This is a genomic window from Companilactobacillus kimchiensis (assembly GCF_001438805.1).
GTDB classification, from domain to species: Bacteria; Bacillota; Bacilli; order Lactobacillales; family Lactobacillaceae; genus Companilactobacillus; species Companilactobacillus kimchiensis.
The window spans coordinates 1-13,975 of the sequence record NZ_JQCF01000014.1 but is presented as its reverse complement, the minus strand read 5'-3'; the positions used below and the strand labels follow the sequence as shown (position 1 = coordinate 13,975).

General features: G+C 35.9%; 14 protein-coding genes. 7 read left to right on the top strand and 7 right to left on the bottom strand.

Annotated elements, in window-relative coordinates; genetic code table 11:
* Positions 1 to 11: 11 nt before the first annotated feature.
* A complete protein-coding gene (locus tag IV57_RS07955; protein WP_269083224.1) occupies positions 12 to 1,178 on the bottom strand; it encodes an ammonium transporter in 1,167 nt (388 codons plus the stop codon).
* 186 nt (positions 1,179 to 1,364) lie between these two features.
* Here IV57_RS07955 and IV57_RS07950 point away from each other — a divergent pair, with 186 nt between their 5' ends.
* The gene (locus tag IV57_RS07950) at positions 1,365 to 3,398 is read left to right on the top strand and encodes a KUP/HAK/KT family potassium transporter (RefSeq protein ID WP_057880989.1); all 2,034 of its coding nucleotides are present in this window, start codon (positions 1,365 to 1,367) and stop codon (positions 3,396 to 3,398) included.
* A 38-nt stretch (positions 3,399 to 3,436) separates the two neighbouring features.
* Here the strand turns inward: IV57_RS07950 and IV57_RS07945 are convergent, their stop codons facing one another.
* The 3 genes from IV57_RS07945 to IV57_RS07935 all read right to left on the bottom strand — a co-directional run bounded on the left by IV57_RS07945 (position 3,437) and on the right by IV57_RS07935 (position 6,305).
* Positions 3,437 to 3,991, bottom strand: a complete 555-nt coding sequence (locus IV57_RS07945; RefSeq protein WP_057880988.1) for a cysteine hydrolase family protein — start codon at positions 3,989 to 3,991, stop codon at positions 3,437 to 3,439.
* Between the two features lie 101 nt (positions 3,992 to 4,092).
* Positions 4,093 to 5,193, bottom strand: coding sequence for an SIS domain-containing protein (locus IV57_RS07940; protein ID WP_057880987.1), 1,101 nt, complete (start codon positions 5,191 to 5,193; stop codon positions 4,093 to 4,095).
* Positions 5,194 to 5,246: 53 nt separating this feature from the next.
* Positions 5,247 to 6,305 carry a LacI family DNA-binding transcriptional regulator gene (locus IV57_RS07935; RefSeq protein ID WP_057880986.1) on the bottom strand — a complete coding sequence of 353 codons (1,059 nt, stop codon included), beginning with the start codon at positions 6,303 to 6,305 and terminating at the stop codon, positions 5,247 to 5,249.
* Positions 6,306 to 6,475: 170 nt separating this feature from the next.
* Here IV57_RS07935 and IV57_RS07930 point away from each other — a divergent pair, with 170 nt between their 5' ends.
* The 4 genes from IV57_RS07930 to IV57_RS07915 all read left to right on the top strand — a co-directional run bounded on the left by IV57_RS07930 (position 6,476) and on the right by IV57_RS07915 (position 9,415).
* Positions 6,476 to 6,949 (top strand): PTS sugar transporter subunit IIB, encoded by a 474-nt coding sequence (locus IV57_RS07930; RefSeq protein WP_057880985.1) that lies wholly within the window; start codon positions 6,476 to 6,478, stop codon positions 6,947 to 6,949.
* 14 nt (positions 6,950 to 6,963) lie between these two features.
* Positions 6,964 to 7,764 carry a PTS mannose/fructose/sorbose/N-acetylgalactosamine transporter subunit IIC gene (locus tag IV57_RS07925; RefSeq protein WP_057880984.1) on the top strand — a complete coding sequence of 267 codons (801 nt, stop codon included), beginning with the start codon at positions 6,964 to 6,966 and terminating at the stop codon, positions 7,762 to 7,764.
* Complete coding sequence (locus IV57_RS07920) at positions 7,748 to 8,572, top strand: PTS system mannose/fructose/sorbose family transporter subunit IID (protein WP_057880983.1); 825 nt, start codon at positions 7,748 to 7,750, stop codon at positions 8,570 to 8,572. The genes IV57_RS07925 and IV57_RS07920 overlap by 17 nt, the downstream gene beginning before the upstream one ends.
* Positions 8,573 to 8,869: 297 nt before the next feature.
* Complete coding sequence (locus IV57_RS07915; protein WP_057880982.1) at positions 8,870 to 9,415, top strand: hypothetical protein; 546 nt, start codon at positions 8,870 to 8,872, stop codon at positions 9,413 to 9,415.
* 9 nt (positions 9,416 to 9,424) lie between these two features.
* Here the strand turns inward: IV57_RS07915 and IV57_RS07910 are convergent, their stop codons facing one another.
* From IV57_RS07910 to IV57_RS07900, 3 genes are all read right to left on the bottom strand, one after another.
* Positions 9,425 to 9,748, bottom strand: a complete 324-nt coding sequence (locus IV57_RS07910; RefSeq protein WP_420806324.1) for a MazG nucleotide pyrophosphohydrolase domain-containing protein — start codon at positions 9,746 to 9,748, stop codon at positions 9,425 to 9,427.
* Positions 9,749 to 9,763: 15 nt separating this feature from the next.
* Positions 9,764 to 10,597, bottom strand: a complete 834-nt coding sequence (locus IV57_RS07905; RefSeq protein ID WP_057880980.1) for a hypothetical protein — start codon at positions 10,595 to 10,597, stop codon at positions 9,764 to 9,766.
* Between the two features lie 95 nt (positions 10,598 to 10,692).
* Complete coding sequence (locus tag IV57_RS07900; RefSeq protein WP_057880979.1) at positions 10,693 to 11,532, bottom strand: alpha/beta fold hydrolase; 840 nt, start codon at positions 11,530 to 11,532, stop codon at positions 10,693 to 10,695.
* A 184-nt stretch (positions 11,533 to 11,716) separates the two neighbouring features.
* On the opposite strand from IV57_RS07900, the gene nagB reads away from it, so the two are divergent.
* Positions 11,717 to 12,421 (top strand): glucosamine-6-phosphate deaminase, encoded by a 705-nt coding sequence (gene nagB / locus IV57_RS07895; RefSeq protein ID WP_057880978.1) that lies wholly within the window; start codon positions 11,717 to 11,719, stop codon positions 12,419 to 12,421.
* Between the two features lie 134 nt (positions 12,422 to 12,555).
* A complete protein-coding gene (locus tag IV57_RS07890; RefSeq protein WP_057880977.1) occupies positions 12,556 to 13,929 on the top strand; it encodes an amino acid permease in 1,374 nt (457 codons plus the stop codon).
* Positions 13,930 to 13,975 lie beyond the last annotated feature (46 nt).

Sequence of the window (13,975 nt, the reverse complement as noted above, 5' to 3'; positions counted from 1 at the left end):
TTATTTTTTATTTAGGCCAAACTTAATGATTCTTGTTTGATACCGACTTGATTCTTGAAAAGTTTCTTTAAGCCAGTAATAATTACAACACCAACAATTGAAACAAAGATTATCGTGAAAATCACACCAAATAATTGTAAGCCTAGTAATTTCAAACCTCCGCCATAAAATAAACCATTAGTTATAACATTGTTATTGACGGATTTAGTTGCGAACAATCCAACACAAATTGAACCAATTATCCCACTGACACCATGACATCCGAAGATATCTAAATAATCATTCAAATGCAATTTATATTTCAAATAATTCATAAAATAATAACTACCCAAAGCGGATATTATCCCGATAATAAAAGAACCCCAAATAGTTACATACCCAGTTCCCGGAGTTATCCCAACTAAGCCACAGATACTTCCGGTACAAATACCACTTAAAGTAACTTTTGATTTAAAAATTTCTTCCAATACGATCCAAGTTATCAAAGAGGAACAAGCCGCTATCGTGGTAGTAAAAAATGCATTAATTGCCTGTGAACTAACACTTAGAGCACTGCCGGCATTGAAGCCATACCAACCGATCCAAAGTAAAACAGTTCCCATCAAGATCCATAAAGGATTTCCTTGTACTTGTTCATTATTATATTTATATGGTTCTCGCAAAGTCACTGCTAAAATCAATGCTGTAATACCAGCATCTATATGGATCACCGTTCCCCCAGCAAAATCAAGTACGCCCATTTTGGCTAAGAAACCGGTTGAAGACCAGACGATATGAGCCAAAGGATAATAGATAAACAATGACCATAAAATCACAAATAAAATAATAAACCTGATTCTGACCCGACTAGCGACCGCCCCTAAAAATAGTGCCGGTGTCAAAATAGCAAACATCATCTGAAAGAGTGCATAAACTGAAGTTGGTAATCCCGTTGTGCCATACGTAGACGATAAGTCTATCCCGGACAGAAATAAATGTTTAAAATCACCAATGATCCCTAAAGTATTACCTTCAAATGAAACTGAAAACCCTATGACAATCCATAATAAACCCGCTAACCCGAACATAAGAAAACTATTAAATAAAATTCTAGTTACGTCTTTGTGTGGGACGAATCCACTATAAAAAACAGCTATTCCTGGAACCATTAACCAGACCAATATTGACGAAAGTATCATAAACACTATATTCATAGTCATCACATTCTTTTCATTCAAAGTTTTCTTGTTGTTTTCAGTATTGTATTACGTTTTTTATTTCATGTATACCAATTAAACTTTTAAAAATCATAATTATTTTTAAATATCCTGTTAAACCTTATAATAGATTTTGTATAAACAGATTTTTTATTGAAGGAGGTTCCCATGGAAAAGAGAATGTCATCATTATCAACTTTGGGGATGCTGATAACCCTAGGTATTGTTTACGGGGATATCGGAACTTCACCTCTCTATGTTATGAATTCAATTATCAATAATGCCGGAACGATGGCTGATGCTAAACCAGAATATATTCTCGGCAGTGTTTCATTGATTTTTTGGACCTTAATGCTTATTACCACAGTCAAATACGTTTTAATAGCCATGAAGGCCGATAATAACAGTGAAGGTGGTATCTTTGCCCTTTATGCGTTAGTTCGCACCCGAGGAAAATGGTTGATTATTCCTGCTCTAATTGGTGGTTCCGCTCTTTTAGCAGATGGAACCTTAACCCCAGCTGTAACGGTAACTTCTGCTATTGAAGGTATCAAGGGGCAGCAATTTGGAAATATTATCTTTTCAAATAAACAGTCCGTGGTTTTAATTATTGTTTCCATCATTCTTTTATCAGTTTTCATTATTCAAAAATTTGGTACTGAAAAAATTGGTCGTTCTTTTGGGCCCATTATGTTAGTCTGGTTCGGTTTCATTGGGGTAACTGGACTTCTCAATCTAACCAATAATTTAAGTGTCTTAAAAGCCCTCTCACCTGTCTATGCGGTCAAAGTTTTGTTCAGCCCTGATAATAAAGTTGGTATCTTTATTCTGGGAAGCGTCTTTCTAGCAACAACTGGTGCTGAGGCTCTTTATGCCGATATGGGACAAGTTGGTAAACATAATATTTATGCTACTTGGCCTTTTGTCTACACAATGTTAATGCTAAATTATTTTGGCCAAGCTTCCTGGGTTATTTCTAATTATCAAAATAAACAGTTTAACCAAATTTCTGGGATCAATCCTTTTTATGAAATGTTACCTGGAGATTTCAAAATTTTTGCCATTATTATCGCTACTATGGCTGCTATCATCGCTTCTCAAGCCCTCATAACTGGATCTTATACCTTAGTTCAGGAAGCAATTGGACTTAAAATTTTACCTCGTTTAAAGGTTAAATTTCCTGGTAAAGTTCAAAGCCAGCTTTATATCGAATCAGTCAACTGGATGTTATGTGCTATAACGGTCAGCATCGTCTGGGGCTTTGGTACTTCTGAACACATGGAAGCCGCTTATGGTTTAGCCATCACGATGACTATGCTAATGACGACCATCTTGCTCCATCAATTCTTAATTATGAAAAAGCATCCGATAGTCGCTAATATCTTCTTAGTAATTTTCTTTGCACTAGAGAGTCTCTTCCTACTTTCAAGCTTAGTCAAATTCATTCATGGTGGTTATGTTACCGTTATAATCACTCTAGCTATCTTGGCCATCATGGTCATTTGGTACTTTGGAAACAAGCGTCGTGATGCTTATCTTGCTGAAAGCGAAAATGTTTCTCTGCTAGACTTCATTCCCCAATTAGAGAAATTAAGTACTGATGAGAATATTCCAACTTACGCTACCAATCTGGTTTATATGATCAAAATGGGGCCAAACTATTCCATCAAACGTTCTAGTGTTTACTCGATTTTAGATCAGGATCCTAAACGAGCTAAGGTTTATTGGTTCATCACCGTTAATCAAACTAGTGCACCTTATGAATGTAATTACACGATCGACATGATGAATACCAGAAACGTCGTCAATGTCCACTTAAACCTTGGTTTTAAGAAGTCTCAACACGTTAATATTTATATCCGGCAGATCATTAATAGCCTTTTGGATCAAAATATCATTGACGATCAAACACCAACCTATTCGATTGTTCCTAAACGTCGTGTTGGTTCTTTCAAATTTGTCATTCAAAATCAACAATTTCAAGACTTGGGCGCACAAGAATATATGGGCAATCTTGACCGCTTCCTGATTGGTGGACGGTTACTTTTGCAAAATATCACCTTGCCACCAGCACTTTGGTATGGCTTGGAATTCAGTGATGTCGTTGAAGAAAAAGTACCTTTATTCCTTGGTAACCACACTGATCAATATTTAGCTGAAGGTAGCGTTAAAAACACAAGAGAACCTAATAAAAAGCATTAAAAAAGCTGAGGAATAATCCTCAGCTTTTTGTCTGTTATTTAAACTATTTCAGCACCCAAACTATTTTTAAAATGCCTTAATGCCCATTCATGACCAGCTTGATCAAATGAAGCTACTCCACTTTTATGAATAATGATTTTGTAATTCAAGTTATAAGCATCTACCGCCGTATGTAAGACGCAGATGTCGGTACAGACACCAACTAAGTGTAATGTATCGATTTTTCTTTCTCTTAAACGGATATCCAAATCTGTTCCTGCAAAAGCACTGTAACGCGTTTTATCAAACAGTTTCACTTGTTCACCATCGTTATGATCGTTATACCAATCCTTTAAACCACCATATAATTCCCGTCCCCAAGTTCCACGAACATTATGTGTAGGGAAGAGCTTTGTTTCCGGATGATAAGGATCATTAGGCTTGTGAACATCAGTTGGAAACCAAACACGATTGCCTTTTTGATACATATTCTCTGCCAGATCAAAGATACTAGATTCCAAGTCCTGACCTGCTTTACCACATGTTAACGTACCCTTATCCGCTACAAAGTCATTTGTATAATCAATAATTAATAACGCTTGATGTGAAGACATAGTAATTCCTACTTTCTTCTTATTTGGTTACAGTAAAAGTATTGAAAAGAATTAATTTTTAGTCAATCTATCAGCACATCAAAATATTTATATTAAAAATCCTAAACGTAATCTTGTACTTGGGTCTTATTATGAACCGCTTCTGAAAAATCATTAAAAATCAAATGTGATAAATCGATTTGGTGATACTTAGTTAAGTACCATGCCAATACTTGCACGACCGGAGCCCCCAAAAGAGGCGTTTTATTAATATCAGTTACTTTTTGTAACGATAGGTTATTTTGATTGGAAGCTTTTGTCCCTGTAAAGTCAGCCAAAAATACGTGTTCAGTATACTTCTGTTCATATTTGTACAATTCGGACATTTTAGTTACAACATCACTTGCTCCTGCGGTTTTGAAAAACAATATTCGGTGCTCTGGATTGACTGCCAAATATGGACCATGCATATAAGCCTCTAATTCATAACCATGTGTCGGGATACGGACCGTTTCCGTAAACTTAGTTTCTAATTCATTGATGATCCCGACCATAGGTCCAAAGGCAATTCCAGAGAATTGTGATGCAGCGCCTAAATCAATCGCATTTGCTTCAGCAAACTCTGTCGTCTGAGCAATTGTGGCATTGATCTGATTGACAATTTTTTTAAATTCTCTTAATTCAATTTGTTCTTTATCGGTCGTTATTTTCCCAATTATTCTGGCAACACGCAAGCCTAATAACATTAAATTCAAAACTGTGGCTGAAAATCCCAAAGACACGTAACCAACACGTTCACGACCAGTCAAAATATCCAAAGTTGTATCACAGTGTTGAGTGATTTCCGTCCCCGGAATACTAGTAATAGCCATACTATGAATCGACTTTATTTTTTCGATAGCCTCAATCGCCTCAATTGTTGAGGTACTTTGACCACTTTGTGAAACACCAATGACAAATTCACTCGCTGTTGCCAATTGCTCATAATGACTGTAGTTATATGGTTCCTCAATATTTAATTTAATTCCGGTAATATTCTGAACATAATATTTAGCACTCATAGCAGCATTGATGCTTGAACCCGTTGCCAAAATCAGCCACTCTCTTTGATCAACTGGCATTCCTTTAAGAGCTATATCAAGATTTTGAGGGTATTGTTCTAAAATATCAGTTAAAACATCTTGTTCTTTATTTATATACGTTAGCATTGTTGGATTATTCATTTGATTAGCTCCTTTAAAATAATGGCTAATCATAAAATTAAATGATATTAAATTTATTTATTCTCACCACATGATTCTCGAATTACAAGATCTGGTAAATCACTTTGAACAGTCAAAAGTGGCTGACTATTAAAGCTACGAATCAATTGTTCTACGGCAATTTTTCCAAGAGAGTTATTATGCTGATCAATTGTTGTAATACTTGGAATGTAATAATCACTATCAGGGAATTGATCGGCACTGCCTATTGCTATATCATTAGGAACAATTTTCCCCAATTCATGTAACCTTCGAATAGCCCCTAGGGCAACCCGATCATTAATAGCCACTACTGCATCCAAATCAGACTGATCCAATAACTGTTCTATTCCTTGATAGCCATCTTTTAAATAATAATCATTTAAAAGAACATTATTATCGCTGTAATTCGTGTACATATCAGCCAATCTTTTAAATTCGGCTAAGCGTTGTTCCGTAACTTGAACACCAGGTTTACCACCTAAAAAACCAATCTTTCGATAACCTAATGAAAGAATATGCTGAACAATTAAACGCATTCCCGTGTTGATATGACGTTGCACAAAAATAACATCGCAATCAGCAATTTTTTGACCAATAATAACGATTGGAATATGTTTATTTAATTGATTTAGGGTCTTTAAATATTGTGAACTCACTTTAACGTGATCAATCTCCCCACCAATAATAATGGCACCATCGACTTGTTTCTCTTGAACCGTATGAAGTGCCTTGATTTCTGGATCATCACTAGCTTTCACTTTATCAGCCCCAGTTGACATTGTATTGATAAGAATCAGCGTATATCCATAACCTTCACTGACCCGTTCAATTTCTTCAATCAAACCAATAAAGTAAGGGTTACTAACATCAGGCAAGATTATAGCTAGTGTCTTAGTTTGTTTGGATTGTAAACTACGCGCAATCATATTAGGGCGATAGTTGGTTTCTTGAATAACCTTCTCTATAGCCTGTCTTTTTTCAGTTGAGACATAACCAGTTCCACTTAAAACCCGAGATACCGTTGATTTTGATGTACCAGATAATTTTGAGATTTCTTTTATAGTAATATCATTCTTTTTCGTGATTAACACCTCGTTGAGAGTAACTTTAATTAGTGGGAGCGATACCACAAATAAAAATATAAACTATTGACAGAATAAAATCAATGGGGTTAAGATAAGTTCGCGTTGAGAGCGCTTAACTTTAATGTGGGAACGGTACCACATTTTTTAATTAATCAATTATTTCAAGGAGGATTCTAATGATTAAATTAGTACGAATCGATCATCGCTTATTACATGGACAAGTTGCTTTTGCTTGGACCCCTGAACTTAATGTTGATGCCATTATGATTGTAAATGATGCTGCAGCAACTGATGATACACAACGTAGCATTATTAGAATGGCTAAACCTCAAGGAGTTAAATTGGCCATTAAGACAGTTGACGATGCTATTGCTACTTTAAAAAGTGGAAAAACCAATGATCTAACAATGTTTGTCATCGTTGGTAACGTGGAAGATGCCGTAAAACTTCAGCACGGATATCCCGAGATTAAACACATTAACCTGGGTGGCATGAAGGTTCGAGAGGGGACTCGTAACCTTACTAAAGCTGTTAATCTTTTGCCTGAAGAGGAGGAACAACTTAAGCAATTAATAGCGGATGGCATTGAGGTTGAACTAAGACAGGTACCTGGCGATAAAGCCATACCAGTTCAAAAATTAATTAAATAAAGGGGTGTTTTAAAATGCAAGCACTATTATTAGGGATAATTGCTTTTGTTGCTCAACTTGATTATGCAACTGGCGACAGTATGATCTCACGTCCAATCGTAACTGGTGTAGCAGTTGGTTTAGTTATGGGAGATCTAAAAGCCGGTATTATCATGGGTGCAACGTTAGAATTAGCATTTATTGGTATGTTCTCTGTTGGGGCTTCAATTCCTCCAAAGGTTATTACAGGTGGTATTTTAGGAGTTGCTTTTGCCATTTCATCACATGCTGCAACTTCAGCAGCATTAATTTTGGCATTACCGATTGCCACACTAGCATTAATTTTAAAAAATCTTTATTTAGGTATTTTTATTCCTTACTTATCAAATAAGGCCGGTAAATATGCGGATGATGGTGATGCAAATGGTGTCCAACGAATGCATTATATTGCCGGGTTTGGTCTTGCATTAATGTTAGCTATCGTTGTTGCTGCTTCGTTTTCCGTAGGAAGTAATGCTGTTAAATTACTATTGAATCTAATCCCTACTTTTGTTCAACACGGTTTAACTGTAGCAACAGGTATCATTCCCGCCTTAGGTTTTGCAATGTTAGCTCAAGTTATTATGACAAAATCAGTTGTTCCCTATTTCTTCTTAGGATTTGCACTGTTCGCTTATTTAAAAATCCCTTTAACTGGGATAGCAATTTTTGGTGCAATCCTAGCAGTAATCATGGTTCAAATTATGCGTTCTCACAAAACTGCAAAAGTAGCTATTAATAATACAAATGAGAATATAAGTGAAAGTGGGAGTGAAAATAATGACGATGACTTCTAAAGACAAAAAGAAAGTTACACAAAAAGATTTAAACAAAGTATTCTGGCGTTCCATGCAAATGGAGTTCTCTTGGAACTACGAGCGTCAAATGAATCTTGGCTTTACCTACGCTATGATTCCTGTACTAAAAAAACTCTACGGCAATAACAAGGATAAAATGTCCAAAGCCTTAAAGCGTCACTTAGGTTTCTTCAATACTACACCCTTCATTGTTACTTTTATTACTGGGATCGTATCCGCTATGGAAGAACAAAACGCAAACGATGAAGATTTTGATGAATCCTCAATTGATACTATTAAAGCCTCACTAATGGGACCCTTAGCTGGTATTGGCGATTCATTCTTTTGGGGGACTTTGAGATTACTTGCTACCGGTATTGGAACAGCTCTAGCAATCAAAGGTAACATTTTAGGGCCTATCCTATTCTTATTAGTATTCAATATCCCAACAATTATTCTCAGATGGTTGTGCAATAACTGGGGTTATAAACTAGGGGCTGGATTTCTACAAAAGATTCAAGCCAATGGTATGATGGAAAATCTTACCTTTGGTGCCGCAATTTTGGGTTTAATGGTTATCGGTGCTATGACCGCTTCAATGGTTTCAATTACCATTCCTTTGAAATATGGTACTGGTGCAGAGACTATTAAAATACAAACAATTTTAAATCAGATTATGCCCGGTCTGCTACCTTTAGGAGCTTTTGGTATCATCTATTGGTTGCTCAATAAAGGTGCTAAGCCACTAGCAATTATCGGTGGTATCGCAGTTATCAGTATTTTAGGCGCTTGGGTTGGTATTTTCTAAACAAATTTAAATTTTAGTAGCTACCTTTTAAACAAAAAAGCACTAGCTCGGAGTAAGGAAGAAAAAATGGTTCAATAGCGAAATTTTCCTTATTCGGCAGTTTTTGCCGGATTAGGAAAAGGCCAAGCTTGAAGACTTTCGGAACAAAAGGCTCCAAGTTGTGCCCGCTATGTTCCAACCATTTTTCCTTCCTTGCGGAGAGCGGAATTTTTATACTAACCTAATCTTCATAAAAGAACGAAAAAGTTCCTTATGTTATAATTTCTCTATTAATTATAAGTAAATAGGGGCTTTAATATGCATGGAAAACAACGGGATCCCATCAATCAAAAGTATCTAATTATTTCAATCATTGGGGTGGTGATTTTTGCCATTTTACTATCTGTCTTAACTCTAAAAAACACAGGTAAAGCAACTAATCCAACTGCCAGTCAGCCTAAAACTGAATACAAAAGCATCAAAAAATCCCTTGATAAAAGCTTTAACCAGAATGGACGTGTCGTAGCCGTCAAGGAAGAAAATAATATCAACGACAGTACCAGCAAGCATCCCCACACGGTTATTATTGTTAAATTGACTGATAAGCAGACACAAAAGTATATGAAGACTTCTTTTGAAGCAGTTCAGGCTGGTAATGCTCAGGAAGATCAAAAGATGTATATTTACTCCATTCAAAAAATAATTTCTACTCAAGCCAAAAAACTCGATAATAATTACGACGTTATACAATTTGTCTATAAAGATGGTAAAAAGTACGTTCCTGTTGCCAGTTCTCAAAAAAATAGATTCCTAATCAAACCCGTAAAAATTAAACAGCCCACACAAAAAGCGACCGCATCATAGGCCGCTTTTTTATTTTTTAAAACGTCTCGTTAGCTTACTTTCACTTCGTTTTAGCAATATTTCTGGATCAACATCATACTTACTACTAATCATTAAAACTTGATCCATGACATCAGCTAATTCTTCTTCCAGGTTATCTTGCAATTCTTCTGGAGTTTTCTTCATCTCCCCTGGATGATCACGACCTATTTCAATCGCTCTGACTGCACGCGATAATTCGCCAACCTCTTCAGTCATAAAATTTAAATGAACAAACGTTGGATATTGATACCAACCACGTTTTTTATAAAATTCAGTTAACCATTGTTGATGTTCTTTTAAATTCAAGATCATACCTCCAGCAAATTTTTACATAAACGGATCATTACTACCCATGTAATAACCTTCATCAAACCCTTCATCATAGTCAGAATTACCCAAGTCCGAGCCACCGCCACCATGATGTGGTTTATTTTTGTTGATTCGATGAATTATGATCCAAACGATTATCACAATAATAACTCCAAGAACCATCAAAATAGTATCAACTACTTGTTGAACATCATAATAATCGGTCGATTTAAGCATTTTTTTATTCTCAGAAACTGTCTTCAATTTTGGTTCCAGTTTGCCTGCTAATTGAAACAGAGCTGCGACTTTCGTATCAGTATTCTTTGAACGTAGTTTAGAGGCTAACCCAATTTGGGCCTGCCAAAACATCAAGTCGGTTAAATATAAACTGCCCTGCAAACTCGGATTTAGATAAACTTTATTATTCTGCAGATCCATAATTAAATAATTATTATCTATATCTAAGGATTCATTTTCATCAGTATCACTTTCCAAATCAAAATAGTGACTTGATCCGTACAAAGCCTCTCCTGTTTTACCAACAATCGTCGAATCAATCCGTCGAGATTTACTCATAATATCCGAAATATCATTGACGCCATTAAAATAGTTCACATCAGAAGTATTATTAAAAATCAGCACATATAACCGTTGAGGACTAACACCTGAAAAAATATTATCATTAATATCTGCTAATTTATCATACTGTGCATTGGTAATATATTCTTGATCCTCATAGACATAGTCACCCGTATTTGGGCCACCCATACCCGCAGCCTTAACGACTGTTAATGACATAGTTATTCCTACGATAATGGTCAAAGCTAACATGAATAACCGAATATTTTTCATAACGCTCCTCCGAATTACTATCTGCTTAGACTTTATCACTCTTAATTCCGTAGTAAAGGACAAAAAAATACTCCAGAATTCTCTGGAGTATTTTTTTATTCTTCTTCTGTTTTAACAGTTGTTTCATCAAATTCAATAATTTTTTTAGCAATTTCTTCAGGTTTTTCCATCATAGCTAAATGACCGGTACCCTTGATATCTTCAAGTTTTAAATCGGGTACACGCCCGATAGTAGCTTTAGCATCTTTAACGCCTTTTTCAGTTAAAACTTGATCACCATCAGAATACATGGCCAAGGTTGGTATCTTCACGGCACGAAGACGTTTATTCAAAGCCTTTTCTTCAAGATAATCTGTTGCCATCTTTTCAAACTTTTTAACTGTCTTGTGGTCGACCATATTAGCAGCTTCATCAACTACTTTAGGATTCTTCAAACTATTGCGATCAAATCCCTTGTCAAAGTATAAACTGGCTTTGACAGGTGATTTGGCTAACTTGCCTATTAGGGGAATGCTAGCAACAGACGATGAGGCGTCCATAGCGGCATAGTTTTCGTTGGCAGGTGTATTTAGTAAGATTAGTTTAGAAATGGTAAAACCACGTAATTCTGCCATATTAACGGCAACCAATCCTCCAACACCATAACCAAAGACAACCAGCTTTCTAGTTATCTTTAAACGTGCCATGGCCTCAAGCAAATTCCAGGCCTCAGAATCAATCGTATAGTGTTCGTTTTTAGTCTTAGTTGATTTCCCTTGACCTAATAGATCAAGCGCAACAACTGTATATTTGTCTTTTAAATAGGGAATTATTTCATTGAAATACTCAGCTGAACCGTTAATTCCTGGTAAAAGAACGATGATATTTTCTCCATCAACATCCCCGATTAAGTTTGTATTTACACTGCCCTCAGACGTAGATAATATTTTTTCCAAATTTATTCTGCCTCTTTTTGGTATTTACTCTTATATTAAAAAATATACCTAATTTGTGAAGATTTTGCATTGTTTCTCACGATTTTTAAAAAAATTTTATTTAATGACTATATTTTATTGACAATTTACTGAAAATGAATTAGATTGGACTAGACCAGAAAGACAGAGATGGGAGATTAATAAGATGAACATTATCAAAGTTACAGATACAAAAATGGGTGGTAAAGAAGCCTTTAACATCGTTAAGAACGATCTAGAAAATGGTGCCAAGGTTTTAGGCCTTGCTACAGGTAGTAGCCCAATTACACTTTACAATGAAATGACAAGTAGCGATATTGATTTCTCTAATGTTACTTCAGTTAACTTGGATGAATATGTTGGTCTTCAACCAGACAACGATCAAAGTTACCACTACTTCATGAAGGAACACCTCTTCAACAAGAAACCTTTCAAGAATTCATACGTTCCTGATGGTTCAAATCCTGATGCTGACGCTGCTACATCAGATTACGATAAAATTGTTGAAGACAATCCTATTGATCTTCAAATTCTTGGTATTGGTAGAAATGGTCACATTGGTTTTAACGAACCAGGTTCACCACTTGATGGTAAGACAAGAAAAGTTGGCTTGACAGAATCAACTATCGAAGCTAACACACGTTTCTTCGCAGATGAAAAAGACGTTCCACGTTTTGCTTACTCAATGGGTATCGGTTCAATCATGAAAGCTAAGAAGATCATTCTTCTAGCTTATGGTGAAAACAAAGCTGATGCTATTGCTGCTACTGTTGATGGCCCTGTTACAGAAGACTGTCCAGCTAGTGCATTACAAAACCATCCTGATGTAACTCTTATCATTGATGAAGCTGCTGCATCAAAATTAAAGTAATTAATCTTTGTTAATAATCGATAGTCCTCTCAAAAGAGGGCTATTTTTATTTTCCACGGATTCTCCTATTGACAACAACTTTCTAAGAACTGTAATCTAGACAAGTTGTCTTTATTTAGGTGGTTAAATTAATTATGAAAGAAAAGTTATTTAAAAAAGCAGATTTTAATAAATTTGCAGCGGGTGATTCTCATTTTGAAAAAACTCTCACCCGTGGAAATCTTATTTCAATGGGTATCGGAGCCATTATCGGTACAGGGATTTTTATCCTACCAGGAATCGTATCATATGGAACAGCTGGGCCAGCAATTACCATTTCATTCATTTTAGCAGCGGTAGTCTGTATCTTAACAGCTATGTGCTTTGCTGAATTATCTTCAACTTTCCCCGTCGCTGGTAGTACCTACTCATATGGCAGTATTATTTTTGGACAATTTCCAGGTTGGTTGATCGGCTGGGCCCTTTGTTTAGAGTATATTTTAGGAGTTTCTGCAGTTTCTTCCGGATTCTCGGCCTATTTCGTCAGTCTCTTTAATAGTTTTGGAGTAATTTTACCTAAAGCCGTTATTGGACCTTTTGATCCTGCCAAGGGAACCTTCATCAACTTACCATCCATTATCGTTTTAATTTTAATTTATCTGTTATTTCGCCGTGGCATTCAAGCATCTGCCCGAATGAATACTGTAATGGTTTTCGTAAAATTGTCTGTTATTATCGCTTTTATTGTTATTGGAATTTTTTATATCAAACCAGAAAACTATCATCCCTATTTCCCCATGGGCGGTTTTGGAGTCGTTAAGGGAGCTGCCCTCGTCTTCTTTGCCTACTTAGGATTTGACGTTATTCCATCTTCAGCTCCGGAGGTCAAAAATCCACAAAAAAATATCCCTATCAGTATTATGGTCTCTTTAACCGTTTGTGCCGTATTATACGTTATTTTTTCGGCCGTTCTAACTGGAATGGTGAATTACCAAGATTTGAATTTTTCCGATCCTGTAGTCTACGCCCTAACCAGTGTCAAGTTGGGTAAGGCTGCTTTTCTGATCACTATTGGAGCTTTGGCAGGTATGTTCACTATGATGCTTAATACCGTTTACGGTGGTTCCAGATTAATTTATGCATTAGGACGTGACGGAATGATTCCAAATGCCTTTGGTAAGATTGATGAAAAAGCCAAAATGCCTATCCTTTCCTTGAATGCCATTACTATCTTAGCCATTTTATTAGGTGGCTTCGTTTCATTAAAGGAATTAACTAGTTTGGTTAATATCGGTACTTTATTGTCATTTACTTTTGTTGCTTATGGAATTATCAAACTAAGACACCGAACTGATGTCCCCAAAAGTGATTTTAAAGTCCCACTTTATCCGTGGATACCAATTTTATCAGTCATTTTATGTATCCTCCTGATGACTCAAGTAAGCATTAACTCTTGGATTGCTTTTCTCGCTTGGTTCGCAATCGGAATTATTATTTATTTTGCTTATGGATATCGAAAAGTAAATTAATCGAGTAGGAGGTAATTTTAATTACCGACCTCTCACACCACCGTAC